This window comes from Allobosea sp. GW821-FHT09G06, from assembly GCF_059416005.1.
In genome coordinates this window covers 257322-276009 of record NZ_JBWKOI010000002.1, presented here as the reverse complement: position 1 = coordinate 276009, position 18688 = coordinate 257322, and the positions used below count along the sequence as shown (strand labels likewise).

At 66.8% G+C, this 18688-nt stretch carries 16 protein-coding genes; 8 read left to right on the top strand and 8 right to left on the bottom strand.

Annotated features, from left to right (window positions below; translation table 11 throughout):
- Positions 1-45: 45 nt before the first annotated feature.
- On the bottom strand, positions 46-1641 hold the full coding sequence (gene ggt, locus AC07NY_RS11455; protein WP_494583944.1) for a gamma-glutamyltransferase: 1596 nt from the start codon (positions 1639-1641) through the stop codon (positions 46-48).
- A 191-nt stretch (positions 1642-1832) separates the two neighbouring features.
- Here ggt and ilvA point away from each other — a divergent pair, with 191 nt between their 5' ends.
- From ilvA to AC07NY_RS11440, 3 genes are all read left to right on the top strand, one after another.
- On the top strand, positions 1833-3356 hold the full coding sequence (gene ilvA / locus AC07NY_RS11450; RefSeq protein ID WP_494583943.1) for a threonine ammonia-lyase, biosynthetic: 1524 nt from the start codon (positions 1833-1835) through the stop codon (positions 3354-3356).
- A gap of 222 nt (positions 3357-3578) precedes the next feature.
- A complete protein-coding gene (locus AC07NY_RS11445; RefSeq protein ID WP_494583942.1) occupies positions 3579-4625 on the top strand; it encodes a YeiH family protein in 1047 nt (348 codons plus the stop codon).
- Between the two features lie 10 nt (positions 4626-4635).
- Positions 4636-5514, top strand: coding sequence for a LysR substrate-binding domain-containing protein (locus AC07NY_RS11440; protein ID WP_494583941.1), 879 nt, complete (start codon positions 4636-4638; stop codon positions 5512-5514).
- Positions 5515-5517: 3 nt separating this feature from the next.
- Here the strand turns inward: AC07NY_RS11440 and ocd are convergent, their stop codons facing one another.
- Positions 5518-6576 carry an ornithine cyclodeaminase gene (gene ocd / locus AC07NY_RS11435; RefSeq protein ID WP_494583940.1) on the bottom strand — a complete coding sequence of 353 codons (1059 nt, stop codon included), beginning with the start codon at positions 6574-6576 and terminating at the stop codon, positions 5518-5520.
- Between the two features lie 128 nt (positions 6577-6704).
- Between ocd and AC07NY_RS11430 the strand changes: the two genes are divergently transcribed.
- The 3 genes from AC07NY_RS11430 to mgrA all read left to right on the top strand — a co-directional run bounded on the left by AC07NY_RS11430 (position 6705) and on the right by mgrA (position 9938).
- Positions 6705-7142, top strand: coding sequence for an Lrp/AsnC family transcriptional regulator (locus AC07NY_RS11430; protein WP_293799244.1), 438 nt, complete (start codon positions 6705-6707; stop codon positions 7140-7142).
- Positions 7143-7389: 247 nt separating this feature from the next.
- Positions 7390-8820: an aldehyde dehydrogenase family protein gene (locus AC07NY_RS11425; RefSeq protein WP_494583939.1), complete on the top strand. Its 1431-nt coding sequence runs from the start codon at positions 7390-7392 to the stop codon at positions 8818-8820.
- A gap of 95 nt (positions 8821-8915) precedes the next feature.
- On the top strand, positions 8916-9938 hold the full coding sequence (mgrA, locus tag AC07NY_RS11420) for an L-glyceraldehyde 3-phosphate reductase (protein ID WP_494583938.1): 1023 nt from the start codon (positions 8916-8918) through the stop codon (positions 9936-9938).
- A 250-nt stretch (positions 9939-10188) separates the two neighbouring features.
- Here mgrA and AC07NY_RS11415 read toward each other — a convergent pair whose 3' ends face one another.
- Positions 10189-10677 carry an Lrp/AsnC family transcriptional regulator gene (locus tag AC07NY_RS11415; RefSeq protein ID WP_113587173.1) on the bottom strand — a complete coding sequence of 163 codons (489 nt, stop codon included), beginning with the start codon at positions 10675-10677 and terminating at the stop codon, positions 10189-10191.
- A gap of 169 nt (positions 10678-10846) precedes the next feature.
- On the opposite strand from AC07NY_RS11415, the gene AC07NY_RS11410 reads away from it, so the two are divergent.
- Positions 10847-12205, top strand: coding sequence for an aminotransferase-like domain-containing protein (locus AC07NY_RS11410; protein WP_494584669.1), 1359 nt, complete (start codon positions 10847-10849; stop codon positions 12203-12205).
- Positions 12206-12215: 10 nt separating this feature from the next.
- Here AC07NY_RS11410 and AC07NY_RS11405 read toward each other — a convergent pair whose 3' ends face one another.
- The 5 genes from AC07NY_RS11405 to AC07NY_RS11385 all read right to left on the bottom strand — a co-directional run bounded on the left by AC07NY_RS11405 (position 12216) and on the right by AC07NY_RS11385 (position 17912).
- On the bottom strand, positions 12216-12623 hold the full coding sequence (locus tag AC07NY_RS11405) for a DUF983 domain-containing protein (protein WP_492287612.1): 408 nt from the start codon (positions 12621-12623) through the stop codon (positions 12216-12218).
- Between the two features lie 305 nt (positions 12624-12928).
- Positions 12929-14326 carry a dihydrolipoyl dehydrogenase gene (gene lpdA, locus AC07NY_RS11400; RefSeq protein WP_494583937.1) on the bottom strand — a complete coding sequence of 466 codons (1398 nt, stop codon included), beginning with the start codon at positions 14324-14326 and terminating at the stop codon, positions 12929-12931.
- Between the two features lie 10 nt (positions 14327-14336).
- Positions 14337-15632 carry a dihydrolipoamide acetyltransferase family protein gene (locus AC07NY_RS11395; RefSeq protein ID WP_494583936.1) on the bottom strand — a complete coding sequence of 432 codons (1296 nt, stop codon included), beginning with the start codon at positions 15630-15632 and terminating at the stop codon, positions 14337-14339.
- Positions 15632-16648 (bottom strand): alpha-ketoacid dehydrogenase subunit beta, encoded by a 1017-nt coding sequence (locus tag AC07NY_RS11390; RefSeq protein ID WP_494583935.1) that lies wholly within the window; start codon positions 16646-16648, stop codon positions 15632-15634. The genes AC07NY_RS11395 and AC07NY_RS11390 overlap by 1 nt, the downstream gene beginning before the upstream one ends.
- Positions 16649-16652: 4 nt before the next feature.
- Positions 16653-17912, bottom strand: a complete 1260-nt coding sequence (locus AC07NY_RS11385) for a thiamine pyrophosphate-dependent enzyme (protein ID WP_494583934.1) — start codon at positions 17910-17912, stop codon at positions 16653-16655.
- Positions 17913-18140: 228 nt separating this feature from the next.
- On the opposite strand from AC07NY_RS11385, the gene AC07NY_RS11380 reads away from it, so the two are divergent.
- Positions 18141-18638 carry an Lrp/AsnC family transcriptional regulator gene (locus AC07NY_RS11380; RefSeq protein ID WP_061968714.1) on the top strand — a complete coding sequence of 166 codons (498 nt, stop codon included), beginning with the start codon at positions 18141-18143 and terminating at the stop codon, positions 18636-18638.
- The last annotated feature ends 50 nt before the right edge of the window (positions 18639-18688 follow it).

The window sequence follows — 18688 nt, the reverse complement described above, 5'->3', positions numbered from 1 at the left end:
GCTCCGTCCGGGATGACACCGTGGTTCCGAGCTAATCCAACAGCGTCACACCGCCAGCGCGAAGCCATCCTTGCGGTGGTCGGAGGCGCCGAACATCACGCCGCGCTTGTGGTCGACCCAGATCGCCTGGCAGCCGCCGAGCGGCTCCTCGGCCCAGACCACGTCATGGCCGCGCCCCTTCAGATCGGCGGCGATGCTCGCGGGAATCGTGGTCTCCAGCGAGAGCTTGCCGTCATAGGCGAAGCTGCGCGGCGCGTCCGAGGCCTGCTGAGGATCGAAGCCGCGGTCGAGGATACCGGAGAGGAAATGGGCATGGCCGGTCGACTGGTACTGGCCGCCCATCACACCGAACGGCATGATCGGCTTGCCGTCCTTGGCGAGCATGCCGGGAATGATCGTGTGGAACGGGCGCTTGCGCGGCGCGATGGCGTTGGGATGGCCCTCGATCAGGCGGAAGCCCGAGCCGCGGTTCTGCAGCATGACGCCGGCCTTCGCCGCATAGATGCCACTGCCGAAGGCGGAGAACAGCGAGTTGATGAAGGAGACCATGTTGCCGGCCCCATCGACGACACAGAGATAGATCGTGTCCTTGTGCAGGGGCATGTCAAAGACTTCAGGCGCCGCCGCCTTTTCCAGGCTGATCTCCCCACGGATGCGGCCGACGAACTGGTCGGAGAGGAAAGCGTCCGTGTCGAAGGGGCTGACAGCCGGATCGGCGACCAGCGCGTCGCGCTGGCGATAGGCGGCCTTGCTCGCTTCGGCGAGGAGATGGATGCGGTCGGCCTCGCTCAGCTTCTCGTCCTTCATGTCGAAGCCTTCGAGGATGCGCGCGATCAGGAGCGCGGCGATGCCCTGGCCGTTCGGCGGGCACTCCCAGAGACGATGGCCGCGATAATCGGCGCCGATCGGGTCGACATAGTCCGGCTTCGATGCCGCGAAATCCTCGAGGCTGATCAGGCTGCCGGCCGCGTTCAGCACCGAGACCATGTCCTCAGCGAGATCGCCCTCGTAGAAGGCCGAGCGGCCTTCGCGGGCGATGCGGCGCAGCATGTTGCCGAGCGCGGGATGGACCATCTTGTCGCCGATGGCCGGGGGATTGCCGCCCGGCAGATAGACGGCGTTGCCGAGACCGTGCTTCTCGATGCGGCCACGGGCCTTGGCCCAGTCGAGCGCGACGCGCGGCGTCACCACGAAACCCTCCTCAGCGGCGCGGATCGCAGCTGCGAAGATCTCGTCCAGGCTCTTGCTGCCATGGTCGGCGACGAGGCGGCACCAGGCGTCGATGGCGCCGGGCACCGTGACGGCATGGGGCGAATCCGCCGCGATCGTCGTCATGCCCTGGCCTAGGAACCAGCCGAGCTCGGCCTTGGCGGCCGAACGGCCCGAGCCGTTGATCGCGACCATCTTGCCATTGGCGGGAGCATAGATCGCGAAGCAATCGCCGCCGATGCCGGTCATGTGCGGATCGACCACGGCCTGGACGGCAACCGCCGCGATGGCCGCGTCGATGGCATTGCCGCCGTTGCGCAGGATTTCCACTGCCGCCAGCGTCGAGGCCGGGTGCGAGGTCGCCGCCATGCCGCGATCGCCGACCGCAACCGGCCGGCCCGGCACCATGAAATCGCGAACGCCCCAGCTCATGCTCGTCTCCACCTCTGCGGCACCGTCGCTGCGCGACGCCTTGTTTCTCCCAACGCTTTGGCGCGCCGGCCATAGGCTTGGCAATCCCGCCAAGCGCATGGCCGGCACCGCCCGTCCCTCGCCGCACGCAACGATCTCGATTGACATAACCGCACATCGGACTATCGCCGCGTCCGAAGGACGGGCCTGCCATGCAAGACTACATCCGCAAGATCATCGGGGCGCGCGTCTATGACGTCGCGATCGAAAGCCCGCTCGACCCGCTGCCGCGGCTCTCCGCCCGGCTCGGCGGCAGCGCGCTCCTTAAGCGCGAAGACCTGCAGCCCGTCTTTTCGTTTAAGCTGCGCGGCGCCTACAACAAGATCGCCGGCCTCACCCAGGTCGAGGCGGAGCGCGGCGTGATCTGCGCCTCCGCCGGCAATCATGCGCAGGGCGTGGCGCTGGCGGCGAAGAAGCTCGGCATCAAGGCGACCATCGTGATGCCGCGCACCACGCCAGACATCAAGGTCCAGGCGGTGCGCAGCCTCGGCGGGCGCGTCGTGCTGCATGGCGAGAATTTCGACGAGGCCTATGGCCATGCCCGCAAGCTCGAGGCCGAGAAGGGGCTGACCTTCGTCCACCCCTATGACGACCCCGACGTCATCGCCGGCCAGGGCACGGTCGGCATGGAAATCCTGCGCCAGCATTCCGAGCCGATCGAGGCGATCTTCGTGCCGATCGGCGGCGGCGGGCTCGCGGCCGGCGTCGCGGTCTACGCCAAGTTCCTGCGGCCCGAGATCAAGGTGATCGGCGTCGAGCCGGAGGATGCGGCATCCATGGCCGGCGCCATCGCTGCCGGGGAACGCATCGTGCTCGATCAGGTCGGGCTCTTCGCCGACGGCGTCGCGGTGCGGCAGGCCGGCGAGGAGACGTTCAGGCTCTGCCGCGAGTTGCTCGACGAGGTCGTCACCGTCTCGACCGACGAGATCTGCGCGGCGGTGAAAGACATCTTCGAGGATACCCGCGCGATCGCCGAGCCTTCGGGCGCGGTCAGCCTCGCAGGGCTCAAGGCCTATGCGGCACGAGAGCCCAAGCGCAGCGGCGCGCTGATCGCGATCAATTCCGGCGCGAACATGAATTTCGACCGGTTGCGCCATATCGCCGAGCGGGCCGAGATCGGCGAGCATCGCGAGGCGCTGCTGGCGGTGACGATTCCCGAGAGACCCGGCGCCTACCGCGCCTTCATCGAGCTGCTCGGCCGGCGCGCGATCACCGAGTTCAACTACCGCTATTCCGACCCCAAAGCAGCGCGCATCTTCGTCGGCGTCCAGTTGTCCGAGGGCGATGCCGAGAAGCGCCAGATCATCGCGATGCTGTCCGAGCACGGCTATCCCGTACTCGACATGAGCGACAACGAGCTCGCCAAGCTGCATATCCGTTACATGGTCGGCGGCAAAGCGCCCGGGCTCGGCGACGAACTGATCTTCCGCTTCCAGTTCCCGGAGCGGCCGGGCGCGCTGCTGAAGTTCCTGAACAGCCTCTCGGCCGACTGGAACATCTCGCTCTTCCACTACCGCAACCACGGCGCCGATTACGGACGCATCCTCGCGGGCATCCAGATTCCGCCTTCCCAGCGCGGCCAGCTCGCCAAGCGGCTCGATGCGCTGGGTTACCCCTATTGGAGCGAGAGCAACAATCCCGCCTACCTGTCTTTCCTCGCGGAGATGCCGGGCTGATCGCGAAGCCATGCAGCCGTCATGCTCGGGCTTGACCCGAGCATCTCCTTCCGGACGGGGCTCTGGCGCTTCTCGTCGTGAGATTCTCGGGTCCGCGCTTCGCTTCGCTCGAGAATGACGACGCTAAATCATTCGATATTATCGAACGATACGTTTGATATTACGCATTGGATCGATTGGACGGAGAAGAATATTTCCTGACCAGCATCGGAGAGCTGGTCAATGTCCTCTCACGCCTCGCAGAACCTCGCGCAGCCTGCCCCGGCGGCATCTGGTGCGTCATGGCTCGCCATCGGCCCCGGCCTGCTGCTCGCCGGCACGATCGCGGCGGCCGGCTTCGCCTTGCGGCAGGCGCCGGGGCTCGGCGCCTTCAGCCCGATGATCCTGGCCATCCTGATCGGCATCGGCTTCCACAACCTCGTCGGCACGCCGGCGCGCGCAAAGGCGGGTGTCGCCTTCGCCATGCGCAAGGTGCTGCGCTTCGCCATCATCCTGCTCGGGCTCCAGCTCACCGTGGCGCAGGTGATGGCGGTGGGCTTCAGCGGCATCGCCGTGATCGCGCTGACGCTGGTCTCGACCTTCCTGTTCACCACATGGCTCGGCCGGCGGATCGGCGTCGAGCGCAAGCTCGCCGAGCTGATCGCGGCGGGCACCTCGATCTGCGGCGCGTCGGCGGTGATCGCGACCAATACCGTGACGCAGGCGCCCGACGAGGATGTCGCTTATGCGGTGGCTTGCGTCACCGTCTTCGGCTCGATCGCGATGTTCGCCTATCCGCTGTTGCCGGGGCTGCTGCATCTCGATGCCCATGCCTACGGCCTGTGGACGGGCGCCTCGATCCATGAGATCGCGCAGGTCGTCGCCGCTGCCTTCCAGGGCGGGCAGCAGGCCGGCGAGTTCGGCACGGTCGCCAAGCTGTCGCGGGTGATGATGCTGGCACCGGTCGTGATCACGCTCGGGCTGATGGCGGCGCGGCTCGCCCGCGGCAAGGGCGATGCCGGTACTCAGGCCAAGGCGCCGATGCCCTGGTTCGTGCTCGGCTTCATCGCGATGGTCGGGCTCAACAGCCTCGTCAGCATTCCCGCCGATGCCAAGGCCGGCATCGTCACGGTGACCACCTTCCTGCTCTCGATAGCGCTGGCCGCGATGGGGCTGGAGACCGATCTCCGCAAGCTCAAGGCCAAGGGCCTGCGCCCGCTGCTGCTCGGGCTCGCCGCCTTCCTGTTCATCGCCTGCTTCAGCCTTCTGCTGGTGAAGCTCGCCGCGTAAGCTCGGGCGCATGACGCTCGAACAGCTCCGCATCTTCGTCGCCGTCGCGGAACGGGAACACCTGACGCAAGGGTCCCGCGCCCTCAACCTCACCCAATCGGCGGTGAGTTCCGCGATCGCGACGCTGGAAGCGCGCTATGCGACCAAGCTGTTCGACCGGATCGGCCGGCGTATCGTCCTGACCGAGGCCGGTCGCCTCTTTCTGATCGAGGCGCGCGCCGTGCTGGCGCGGGCGACAGCAGCGGAGGCGGTGCTGTCCGATCTCTCGGGGCTGGCGCGCGGCTCGCTCGCGCTGATGGCAAGCCAGACCGTGGCGAATTACTGGCTGCCGCCGCTGATCCAGCGCTTCCGCCGCGAGCATCCCGGCATCGCCGTCTCGCTCGCGATCGGCAATACCGAGACGGTCAGCGCCGCGATCCATGACGGCGCGGCCGATCTCGGCTTCATCGAGGGCGAGATCGACGACCCGGCACTGGCGATGACTAAAGTCGCCGAGGATGAACTCGTCATCGTCGTGCCGCCCGGCCACGCATGGGCGCAGCAGCCGCCTTCATCCGTCGCGCTGTCGCAAGGCGCCTGGGTCCTGCGCGAACCGGGCTCGGGGACGCGGGCGATGTTCGAGGCGGCGCTACCGGGGCTCGGCCTCGCTGCGGACGATCTCGCCATTGCGCTGGAATTGCCGTCCAATGAAGCCATCTGCGCAGCCGTTGCGGCCGGCGCGGGCGCGACCGCGATCTCGCGGCTCGTCGCCGCCAATGCGATCGCGGCAGGGCGGCTCGCAACCGTGGCGCTGCCGCTGCCAAAGCGCCGCTTCCTCGCGCTTCAGCACAAGGAACGCTACCTCGCCAAGGCGGCGGCAGCGTTCCTCGCGCTTAGTCAGGCTGGCTGACGCTCAGGCCGCCGCGGCGGCGCCCGGCGCGGCGCGCATCAGCATGCCGAAGAGGTCGCGGGAATCGTCGGGATCGGCGATCAGGTCGAGATCGACATAGGTGCCGGCCTCGCGGATACGCTCGTAGACATAGCGCAGCGCCGAGAAATCCTCGATCGCGAAGCCGACCGAGTCGAACATCGTGATCTGCCTGTTATCGGTGCGGCCCTGAGCCGCCCCGGTGATGACCTTCCAGAGCTCCTCGACCGGATGGTCGGCATCGAGCTGCTGGATATCGCCCTCGATGCGGGTCTGCGGCGGATACTCGACGAAGATCGACGAGCGCAGCAGCACGTCGCGATGAATCTCGGTCTTGCCGGGGCAGTCGCCGCCGACCGCGTTGATATGGATTCCAGCGCCGACCATGTTGTCGGTCAGGATCGTCGCGTACTGCTTGTCGGCCGTGACGGTGGTGACGATCTCGGCGCCCTCGACCGCTTCCATCGCGGTGGCGCAGCGGGTGATCTTGAAGCCGTGGCGGGCGAGGTTGCGGGCGCATTTCTCGGTCGCGGCCGGATCGACGTCATAGAGCCGCAGGTTCTCGATGCCGAGGATCGCGCGGAAGGCAAAGGCCTGGAATTCGGACTGGGCGCCGTTGCCGATGATCGCCATGGTCGCGGCGTTCTTGGGTGCAAGGTGCTTCGCTGCCACCGCCGACATCGCCGCGGTGCGCAGCGCGGTCAGGATGGTCATCTCGGAGAGCAGGACGGGATAGCCGGTCGCGACATCCGAGAGCAAGCCGAAGGCGGTGACCGTCTGGAGGCCGGCCTTCATGTTCTTGGGATGGCCGTTGACGTACTTGAAGCCGTAGAGCTTGCCGTCGCTGGTCGGCATCAATTCGATCACGCCTTCGAGGCTGTGCGAGGCGATGCGCGGCGTCTTGTCGAAGATTTCCCAGCGCCGGAAATCGTCCTCGATATAGGCGGCGATCTCGGACAGCATCCGCTCGATACCGATCGCATGGACCAGCTTCATCATGTGGTCGACGCTGACGAAAGGCACGACGTTGAGCTGGTGAATCATGGGTCCCCGCACTGTTCTCGTTGAAGAAGCCATTGTCCCTGTTTTTGGCGGCAGGCGGAAGAAGCCAAAATGACCAGATTGGCGCCAAGATTGATCGATATGGCAAAATAATTTATCCATTTCGGACGATGGACGATCTCGACCGCAAGCTCATCACCCTGTTGCGTCATGACGGGCGCCGCAGCATCTCGGACCTCGCCGCCGATCTCGGCCTGACGCGGGCGACGGTGCGGGCGCGACTGGAGAAGCTCGAACAATCCGGCGAGATCATCGGCTTCACCGTGATCCTGCGCTCGGACGCGATCGACCTGCCCGTGCGCGGCATCACCATGATCGAGATCGCCGGCCAGGCAGCGGATTCGGTGATCGATGCGCTCTCGGGCTTCACCGAGGTCTCCAGCATCCACACCACCAACGGCAATTGGGACCTTGTCGTCGAGCTCGGCACCTCCGACCTGATCGCTTTCGATCAGGTGCTCCGGCGCATCCGCATGATCCCCGGCGTCACCAACAGCGAGACCAGCCTGCTTCTGGCGACGCCGCGCAGCGTCAAGGCGCGGCTCTAGCCCCCGCAAGAAGCGCCGCTGCATGGCGGCCATCCGCCAACGCGGCGCGGCGCCCCGTGACAGGCGCGCATCCGCCCCCTAACGTTGTGCCCGTCAGATACAGCGTTGGTGGCGGCCGGCGATGCATGATCGCGCAAGGCCGCCCGTTCGCGTCGGACACCCACAGTTCCCGCTCGGGGCATCGATATCCGGCCGCTTCCGGCAGGTTGTTCGCGCTCCGAGCCAAGACGAGGCAGGAAACCAGACCATGGCACATGAGCTCGAATTCTATATCGACGGCCAGTGGGTGAAGCCGTCGGGCAGCCGCACGCTCGGCGTGATCGATCCGTCGAACGAAGAGGTCTTCGCCACGATCGCGCTCGGCGAGCAGGCCGATGTCGACAAGGCCGTCGCCGCCGCCCGCGCCGCCTTCCCCGCCTTCGCCAAGACCTCGAAGGCCGAGCGCCTCGCCCTGATGCGCCGCCTCGCCGAGGCCTACAAGAAGCGCTACGACGCCATCGCCGACATCCTGTCGCGCGAGATGGGCGCGCCGAAGGAGCTGGCGCACCGCGCACAGGCCGCGATGGGCACCGCCCATCTCGCCAAGATGATCGAGACCCTCGAAAACTTCGAGTTCGAGGAGCTGCGCGGCACCACGTTGATCGCCAAGGAGCCGATCGGCGTCGTCGGCATGATCACGCCGTGGAACTGGCCGCTCAACCAGATCATGTGCAAGGTCGCGCCCGCGCTCGCCGCCGGCTGCACCATGGTGCTGAAGCCTTCCGAGATCGCCCCGCTCAACGCCATCATCTTCGCGGAAGCGATGGAGGAGGCCGGCGTGCCGAAGGGCGTGTTCAACCTCGTCAACGGCGACGGCCCGACGGTCGGTGAAGCCATCTCGCGCCATCCCGGCGTCGATATGGTCTCCTTCACCGGCTCGACGCGCGCCGGCATCCTCGTCGCCAAGGCGGCGGCGGACACGGTCAAGCGCGTCCATCAGGAGCTCGGCGGCAAGTCGGCCAACATCATCCTGGATGATGCGGACCTGAAGAAGTCGGTGAAGCTCGGCGTCGAGAGCGTGATGCGCAACTCCGGCCAGTCCTGCAACGCGCCGACCCGGATGTTCGTGCCGGAGAAGCTGCATGAGGAAGCCCTCGCCATCGCCAAGCAGGTGGCCGAGCCGCTCAAGGTCGGCGCTCCCTCGGCGGATGGCGTCTTCCTCGGCCCGGTCGTCAGCGAGGTCCAGTACGAGAAGATCCAGCGCCTGATCGAGGCCGGCATCAAGGAAGGTGCGACGCTGGTCACCGGCGGCACGGGCCGTCCGGAAGGCCTCAACCGCGGCTACTATGTCCGCCCGACCGTGTTCGGCGGCGTGACCGACGAGATGACGATCGCCCGCGAGGAGATCTTCGGCCCCGTGCTGTCGATCCTGCCCTACAAGAGCGACGATGAGGTGGTGGAGCGCGCCAACGACACGCCTTACGGCCTGGCTTCCTATGTCCAGTCCGGCTCGCAGGACCGCGCCCGCAAGATCGCCTCGCAGATGCGCTCGGGCAATGTCTACATCAACTATCCGGCCTGGGACGCCGGCGCGCCCTTCGGCGGCTACAAGCAGTCCGGCAACGGCCGCGAATACGCCGATTTCGGCCTCGAGGAGTTCCTCGAAATCAAGGGCACGGTCGGTTACGCCGCGGCCTGATCGGATAGCGATCTGACGACAACGAGGCCCGGTGGACCAAAAGTCACCGGGCCTTCATTTTAAGCTCGTTTCAATCGATTGAGAGGCTCAGGGCCATGGTCAATCCGAACCGCTATGACGCGATGCGCTATAACCGCTGCGGTCGCAGTGGATTGCAGTTGCCGGCGCTCTCGCTCGGGCTCTGGCAGAATTTCGGCGAGACCGGCAGCCACGCCAACATGCGCGAGATCTGCCGCACCGCCTTCGATCTCGGCATCACCCATTTCGACCTCGCCAATAATTACGGCCCCCCGCCCGGCTCGGCCGAGACTGCCTTCGGCGAAATCCTCCAGCAGGACTTCGCTGATTATCGCGACGAGCTCGTGATCTCGACCAAGGCCGGCTACCGGATGTGGCCCGGCCCCTATGGCGAGTGGGGCAGCCGCAAATACCTGATCTCCAGCCTCGACCAGAGCCTGAAGCGGATGAAACTCGACTATGTCGATATCTTCTATTCGCACCGCTTCGATCCGAACACGCCGCTGGAAGAGACGATGGGCGCGCTCGACGCCATCGTGCGCCAGGGCAAGGCGCTTTATGTCGGCCTCTCCTCCTACAATGCGAAGCGCACGCAGGAGGCGGTCGCGATCCTGCGCCGGCTCGGCACACCCTGCCTGATCCACCAGCCGAGCTATTCGATGCTCAACCGCTGGATCGAGCAGGACGGCCTGCTCGACACGCTCGACGCCGAGGACATCGGCTCGATCGTGTTCTCGCCGCTGGCGCAGGGCATGCTGACCGACAAGTACCTGAAGGGCGTCCCAGTCGGCAGCCGCGCCGACAAGAAGGCGCCCTCCTTCCGCGAGGGCTTCCTGAGCGATGACAATCTCAGGAGCATCGCGGCGCTGAACGAGATCGCGGCAGCGCGCGGCCAGAGCCTTGCCCAGATGGCAATCGCCTGGGTGCTGCGCGGCGGGCGCGTCACCTCCGCCCTGATCGGCGCGAGCCGGCCTGAGCAGGTGACGGATTGCGTCGCGGCGCTGAAGAATCCGGAGTTTTCCGCCGAGGAGCTGGCGGCGATCGACAAGCATGCCGTCGATGGCGGGATCAATATCTGGGCGGCTTCGGCGGAGCGCTGAGAGCAGCCGTCATTCCGGGGCAGGCCGAAGGCCTGAGCCCGGAACCCATGAACATGACGGCCTTCCAGAAAGCGTCATGCTCGCCCTTGCGGCGAGCATCCACGTCTTGAACACTACCCTCGACAAAGGAAGACGTGAATGGTCGGGACAAGCCCGACCATGACGGAGAGGTCGTGTTCATGGGTTCCGGGCTCATCGCTGCGCGATGCCCCGGAATGACGACGTGTTTCCGCGCCCTGTCGGCCTGGCCTCAATCCTCTTCCGGCACCGCCGCGATGGGCAGTGCGCTGGAGCGCTTCACCTGCCCCAGCGCAAAGCTCGACTCGATCGAGGCGACGCCGTCGAGGCGGGTGAGCTTGTCCTTGAGGAAGCGCTCATAGGCCGGCAGGTCGCGCACGACGATGCGCAGCAGGTAGTCGCGCTGGCCGGTCATCAGGTAGCAATCGACGACCTCGGGCCAGCGCGCCACGGCCTGCGAGAACCGGTCGAGCTCGTCCTCGCGCTGGCGCTCCAGCTTGATCGAGACAAAGACGCTGATCGGCAGGCCGACCTTGGTCTGGTCGATGATCGCGGCATAGCCGGTGATGACGCCGGCCTCTTCCAGGATGCGGATGCGGCGCGCGCAGGGCGAGGCAGAGAGGCCGACCCGCTCGGCCAGATCCTGCACCGAGAGGCGTGAATTGATCTGCAACTCCGCGATGATCTTGCGGTCGAGCGCATCGAGGCGCAGGCGTGCCATGCCCTGTCTCCGGTCCCGGCTGAAATCGCTCTATGACAGGAGAGGAAGCTCGCCACCACCGGCATCTCCGTGAAAGCGGCCGGCGGCGATGGCATGCCTCTGGCGCGAACGCGCAGGCCGCGCTATGCGATACCTACAATCCAACGAATGTATGGAAACCAGCTTGGCGATGGTCGACAACGGCGCGCTCCACTGGACCGGCCGGCTCGATCCGGCGGCGGGGCCGCGCTATCTGCAGATCGTCGCGCAGCTCGAACGGGCCGTCGCGACCGGGCTGCTGCGGCCGGGTGATCGCCTGCCGCCGCAACGGCGATTGGCCGAGCACCTCGCGGTCGATCTCACCACGGTGACGCGCGCCTTCGGCGAGGCCCGCGAGCGCGGCTTGATCGACGCGGTGACGGGGCGCGGCTCCTTCATCTCGGCGCGGCAGGAGCAGGAAGGGCCGCCGCTCGATCTCAGCATGACCATTCCGCCAGCGCCGAAGGGCCTGCGGCTGGGCGAGTTGATGCAGCGCGGCATCGCCGAAATCCTGGCGCGTAGCGATGCCGACCAGTTGATGAACTATCATGGCGGGGCCGGCTCGCTCGCCGAGCGCGCTGCCGGCGCGGCCTGGCTCGCACCGCTGATGGGTGCGGTTCCGCCGCAACGGATCGCCGTGGTGCCGGGCGCCCAGACCGGGCTCACCGCCCTGCTCTCGCTGCTGGCACGGCCCGGCGACACGATCCTGATGGAGCCGCTGACCTATCCCGGCCTGATCGGTGCGGCGCGGCAGCGTGGACTGACGATCGCGCCCGTCGCGAGCGATGCCGACGGTCCGTTGCCTGACGCGCTCGACGAGGCCGCGAGCCGGCATAGCGCAAAACTATTCGCCCTGACGCCGACACTCCAGAATCCGACCTGCATCACCATTCCGGAACGGCGCCGGCAGGATCTCGTTGCCGTCGCCCGGTACCGCGATCTCATCCTGATCGAGGACGATCCCTATAGCCTGCTCGCAGGCGATGCGCCCGCCCCTCTCGCGGCCCTGGCGCCGGAGCGGACATGGCATGTCGCGACCTTGTCGAAGGTGCTGACCCCCGGCCTGCGCACGGCTTTCGTGGTGACGCCAGAGGGAGCCGACGGCGCTCCGTTCCTCGCTGCGTTGCGGGCAACCGCGCTCATGCCTGCGCCTCTGATGACGGCGCTTGCCGCGCATTGGATCAGGATCGGAGCCGCGAAAGACCTGTTGGACGGCGTGCGGCGCGAGGCGGCCGAACGGCAATTGCTGGCGCGGGAGATTCTGCCGGCGACGATGCAGGCCCATCCGCATGCCCTGCATGTCTGGCAGCCCCTGCCCGCACATTGGGAGCGCGACCGATTGATCGAACGCGCCCGCGAGGCCGGACTCGGCGTGATGGCAGCGGACGCTTTCAGCACGGACGATGCGGCACCTGACGCCATCAGGATCGCGCTCGGCGCGATCCCGGAGCGGGCGCGATTGGCGGAAGCTCTTGGCCTGCTCGCCGGGCTGATCCGGGCGGAGCGCTGAGCGCACCGCCTCAGTTCGAAGCGAGCGGCTTCTCCTGCGGCACCGGGCGGGCGAGCCGGCCTTCCTCCGCCTTGTGGAAATATTGCGAGGCGACCAGCCAGCCCTTGAGCGGCTGCAAGGGCGGAATGCAGGTCAGCAGGATCAGCGGCAGCGTCGTGACCAGATGGACCCAGGTCGGCGGGTTGTAGGCCAGTTCCAGCCAGAGCGGGAAAGCCACCGCCGGGATGCAGAGGAACATCATCACGAAGAAGGCCGGTCCATCCGCCGGATCGGCGAAGGCATAATCCAGGCCGCAATTCTCGCATTTCGGCTTCAGCTTCAGGAAACCCTCGAACATCTTGCCCTGCCCGCAGCGCGGGCAGCGGCCGCGCAGGCCGGTCTTGAGCGGAGAGAGTGGCGGCCAGTGCTCGCCGGACATGGAATGTCTCCTCAGGACGGCGCCGTTCGTTCGGCGTCGCCCTTCAGATCGCGCTCGATGCAGACAATGTCAAGATTGTATGCATCATAGCCGGCTGCCTGCGCGGATCGGTCGCGGCGCCTTGGACGCCATCCCACGGATACTGCACGGAACCGCGCCGTCATCCCGGACAAGCGGCGAAGCCGCGCCGATCCGGGATCCATCGGAGGGTGCGGAGCTTTACGATGGATCCCGGGGCAAGCCCGGGATGACACCGTAGTTCCGCAGAAAACTGGCAGGCCCGAAATTCTGTGCCAGGGCAACGCTCAAATATGCAGCGCGTGGCCCAGCGCCTTCATCGCCGCTTCCGGGAAGGCCTCGCCCAGCGTGGGATGGGCGTGGATCGTGCCGGCGATGTCCTGCAGCGTCGCGCCCATCTCGATCGCGAGCCCGAAGGCCGCCGACAATTCCGAGACGCCCTGTCCGACCGCCTGGATGCCCAGCACGAGTTCGCTGCCCGCCTGCGCGACGACGCGCACGAAGCCGGCCTCGGCATGACGGGTCATGGCCCGGCCATTGGCGGCGAAGGGGAACTGGCCGATCTTGAGTTCATGGCCCGCGCGCTTGGCCTCGTCGGGCGAGAGGCCCACCGAGACGATCTCGGGATCGGTGAAGCAGATCGCCGCGATGCCGCGCTTGTCCCAGGCGCGCGGCAGGCCGGCGACGATCTCCGCCACCATCTCGCCCTGCGCCATGGCGCGATGCGCCAGCATCGGCTCTCCGGTGACGTCGCCGATGGCGTAGATGCCGCGCATCGCCGTCTCGCAACGCTCGCCGATGCGGATGAAGCGGCCATCCATGTCGAGCACGAGGTTTTCGAGCCCGAGACCGTCGGTGACCGGCTTGCGGCCGACCGTGACCAATATCTTGTCGGCCGGCAGGCTGCGCTCCTTGCCATCGGCCGTCTCGATACGCAGGCCGTCGCCCTTGGGTGTCGGGCCGAGCGCCTTGGCGCCGGTGAGCACCTCGACGCCGAGCGCAGTCAGGCGCTTCGAGATCGGACCGGTCAATTCGGCATCGTAGAGCGGCAGGATCTTGTCCTGCGCCTCGACGACGGTGACCTTGGCACCGAGCTTGGCGAAGGCGGTGCCGAGTTCCAGCCCGATATAGCCGCCGCCAACCACGACGAGGCGCTTCGGAACCTCCGTCAGCGCCAGCGCGCCGGTCGAGGAGATCACGTTGCCGCCGAAGGGGAGGAAGGACAGTTCGACCGGGGCCGAGCCGGTCGCGATGACGATGGCCTCGGCCTGGATCGTCTTCGGACCGGTCTCGGTCTCGACCACAACGGTCTTGCCGTCGCGGAAATGGGCGCGGCCATGGACGATCTTGACCTTGGCCTTGCGCAGCAGAGCGGCGACGCCGTTGTTGAGGCGCTGGACGATGCCGTCCTTCCAGGCCACGGCCTGTTTCAAGTCGAGCTTCGGCTCGGCGGCGGTCAGGCCGAAGGGCGTCTTGCCGGCAGCGGCTTCCGCCGCCTTCTCGAACTCCTCGGCGACATGGATCATCGCCTTGGAGGGGATGCAGCCGACATTGAGGCAGGAACCGCCGAGCTTGGTGCTCTCGACGATGACGGTGTCGATGCCGAGCTGGCCGGCGCGGATGGCGCAGACATAACCGCCGGGGCCGGCGCCGATGACGAGGAGCTTGCAGGTGATCTCGGTCATGGCACGCTCCTCAGATGTCCACGAAGAGCGTGGCCGGATTCTCCAGCAGTTCCTTCAGCCGCTGCACGAAGACGGCAGCGTCCCAGCCGTCGATGACGCGGTGATCGAAGCTGGAGGAGAGGTTCATCATCTTGCGCGGCACGAAGGTGGTACCGTCCCAGACCGGGCGCACGACCATCTTGTTGACGCCGACGATGGCGACTTCCGGATAGTTGATCACCGGCGTCGTCGCGATGCCGCCGAGCGCGCCGAGCGACGTGATGGTGATGGTCGAGCCGGTCAGTTCGTCGCGCGTCGCGGTGCCGTCGCGGCCGCGCTCGGCGAGGCGGGCGAGTTCGATGCCGCAGCCCCAGAGATCGCGCGCTTCGGCATGCTTGACCACCGGCACGATCAGGCCGGTCGGCGTCTGCGTGGCGATGCCGATATTGATCGCGGCATGCTGGCGCACGATGCCGGCATCGTCGTCATAGAGCGCGTTCAGCGCCGGCTGCTCGGCGAGCGCCTTGACCATCGCGCGCATCAGGAAGGGCAGCAGCGTCAGCTTCGGCCGCTCCGGCGTCGGCTTCTTGTTCAGCGTCGCGCGCAGGTCCTCCAGCGGCGAGACGTTGATCTCCTCGACGATGGTGATGTGCGGGATGCGCGATTTCGACAGCGCCATCTTCTCGGCGATGCGGCGGCGCAGGCCGACGACCTTGACCTCGGTGACGGCGCTCTGCTCGACGAGCCCGCCGCCACGAACCGGCTCGGGGCCGCGCAGCAGGAAGGCGTCGATATCCTGATGGGTGACGCGACCGGCAGGGCCGGTGCCCTGGACCTGGCGCAAGTCGACCCCGGCCTCGCGGGCCTTCAGGCGGACCGCCGGCGAAGCCAGCGGCTTCTCGCCCGGCGCGCGGCGCTGGGCGGGAGCGCTGGCGCGCACGAGCTTGGGGGCTGGCTGAGGCGGCGCAGCCGGCTTGGCGGGAGCGGAAGGCGCCGCAGGTTTCTCGGCCTTGGCCGGCGCGGCGACAGGAGCCGGCTTTTCCGCAGGCGCTTCCTCGGCTGGCTCTTCGACCGCGGCACTATCGCCCGCGACCTTCAGCTTCACGATGGCCGAACCGATCGCGACAGTGTCGCCGACCTCGGCCCCAACCCAGGTGACCTCGCCCTCGACGGGCGAGGGAATCTCCACCGTCGCCTTGTCGGTCATCACGGCGGCGAGCAGGTCGTCCTCGCGGACGATGTCGCCGACCTTGACGTGCCACTCGACGAGCTCGGCTTCCGCGATGCCCTCGCCGACATCCGGCAGCTTGATGATGCGCTCGGCCATCAGCGTGCCTCCATGATATCTAGCAGCGCCTGTCCGAGGCGGGCGGGGCCGGGGAAATAGTCCCATTCCTGCGCATGCGGATAGGGCGTGTCCCAGCCGGTGACGCGCATGACCGGCGCCTCCAGATGGTAGAAGCAGTGTTCCTGCACCAGCGCCGCAAGCTCACCGCCGAAGCCTGAGGTCAGCGTCGCCTCGTGCAGCACGATGCAGCGCCCGGTCTTCTGGACCGAGGCGAGGATGGCTTCGAGATCGAGCGGAACGAGCGTGCGCAGGTCGATGACCTCCGCGTCGATACCGGTATCCTCGGCGGCCGCCAGCGCGACATGGACCATGGTGCCATAGGCGAGGATGGTGACGGCGGAGCCCTCGCGCCGCGTCACGGCCTTGCCGAGCGGCACGGTGTAATGGCCTTCCGGCACCTCGGCGAGTTCATGCTTCGACCAGGCCGTGACCGGGCGATCGTGATGGCCGTCGAAGGGGCCGTTATAGAGCCGCTTCGGCTCCAGGAAGATCACCGGGTCCGGGTCCTCGATCGCCGCGATCAGCAAGCCCTTGGCGTCATAGGGGTTGGACGGGACGATCGTCTTCAGGCCCGCGACATGGGTGAAGAGCGCTTCCGGGCTCTGGCTATGGGTCTGGCCGCCGAAGATGCCGCCGCCGGTCGGCATGCGGATCACCAGCGGGCAAGTGAAATCGCCAGCCGAGCGGTAGCGCAGGCGTGCCGCCTCCGAGACGATCTGGTCATAGGCCGGATACATGTAGTCGGCGAACTGGATCTCGATGCAGGGCTTGAGGCCGTAGGAGGCCATGCCGATCGCCGTGCCGACGATGCCGGCCTCGCTGATCGGCGCATCGAAGCAGCGGGACATCCCGTATTTCTGCTGCAAACCGTGGGTGCAGCGGAAGACGCCGCCGAAGAAGCCGACATCCTCGCCGAAAACCACGACATCATCGTCGCGGCCCATGGAGACGTCCATGGCGGAGCGGATCGCCTCGATCATCGTCATGCGTGCCATCGGGTCAGACTCCGATCTGCTGGCGCTGGCGGCGCAGATGCGGCGGCAGCTCGGCATAGACGTCCTCGAAGATGTCGCGCGCCGAGGGCTTGCCGCCGGAATGCAGCGTGCCGAAGCTCTCGGCCTCCTTCTGCGCCGCGATGACGGTGGCGAGGATCTCGGCCTCCGCCTGCTTGTGGCGTTCCTCCGACCAGGCACCGACCGCGATCAGATGCTGCTTCAGCCGGATCAGCGGGTCGCCCAGAGGCCAATCGTCGGATTCGTGCTTGGGGCGATAGGCGGAGGGGTCGTCCGAGGTGGAATGGGCGCCGGCGCGATAGGTGACGTATTCGACCAGCGTGGGACCCAGATTGCGGCGGGCGCGCTCGACCGCCCATTGCGCGACCGCATAGACCGCGAGGTAGTCGTTGCCGTCGACGCGCAAGGCCGGAATGCCGAAGCCAAGGCCGCGCGCCGCGAAGGTGCCGGAGCCGCCGCGCGCGATGCCCTGGAAGGTCGAGATCGCCCACTGGTTGTTGACGACGTTGAGCACGACCGGCGCCTTGTAGGTCGAGGCAAAGACGAGCGCGGCGTGGAAATCCGATTCCGCGGTCGAGCCGTCGCCGATCCAGGCGGCGGCGATGCGGGTGTCGTTCTTGATCGCCGAGGCCATCGCCCAGCCGACGGCCTGGACATATTGCGTCGCGAGGTTGCCGGAGATCGAAAAGAAGCCGTGCTCCTTGGAGGAGTACATCACCGGCAATTGCCGGCCCTTCATCGGGTCGCGCTCGTTCGAGTAGATCTGGTTCATCATATCGACGAGCGGATAATCGTTCGCGATCAGCAGGCCCGCCTGGCGATAGGTCGGGAAATTCATGTCGCCGGGCTGGAGCGCGATGCGGAAGGCGCAGGACACCGCCTCCTCGCCGGTGTGCTGCATGTAGAACGAGGTCTTGCCCTGTCGCTGCGCCATCTGCATGCGCCCGTCGAAGGTGCGCAGCGTCATCATGTGGCGCAGGCCGCGGATCAGGTCCTCCTGCGAGAGATCGGGCACCCAGGGGCCGACCGCCTCGCCCTCGCGATCGAGCACGCGGATGATCGAGTAAGCGAGGTCGCGGATGTCCTTGGGATCGACATTGACCGGCGGGCGTGCCACGGAGCCCGCCTTCGGGATCACGACATGGGAAAAGTCCGGCTTCTCGCCGGGTCGGCTCGCCGGTTTGGGGACATGGAACTGCAGTGGCTGGGTTGCTGCCGGCGCCTGGCCTGACTTGTCGCTGCTCATGAGCGCCTCCATCCCTGACGCCACCAGCATTCCGCCTTCGCGCGCATCCCGCAAGCGCCCTCTCGCGCTCCTCGTGATGCGGCGGGACGCACAGCCGGCCGGCGATCGTTCCCCTTGCAACCAACGCTAGCGGGGACGGTTCGGAGGTTCATTCCGAATTTGCGGGCAATGGCGAAATCAGGCAGAAGAAATTCCCGCACCTGTCATCATTTTCAGAATGATCGTCCGATGAACAAAAAGAGCCAGAACGGTCCTGCTCTCGATCTGATCGATCGCAAGATTCTCGCTGCGTTGCGGGATGACGGGCGGCTGACGACACAGGCCCTGGCCGAAAAGGTCGGGCTCTCGCCCTCGCCCTGCTGGACGCGGGTGAAACGGCTGGAGGAATCCGGCGCGATCGAGAAATATGTCGCCCTGCTCGACCACAAGGCGCTGGGCTACAACAACATCGTCTTCGTCGAGATCACCCTCGACAAGCATGACGACAAGGTGCTCGACCAATGCGGCGAGGCACTGAGCCGCGCGCCGGAGGTGGTCGAGGCGCATCTCGTCACCGGCGAATACGACTATCTCGCCAAGGTCGTGGTCAGCGGCACCGACCATTACGAGCGCTTCCTGCGCGGAACGATCTACCGCATTCCGGGGGTCAGGCAGACGCGGACGACCTTCGGGCTAAGGGCGCTGAAGCGGACGCTGTCGGTCGATCCGCTGAAGGTGGTGGGGTAAGCAGGCCGTCATGCTCAGGCTTGACCCGAGCATCTCCTGCCGAAAGAGGC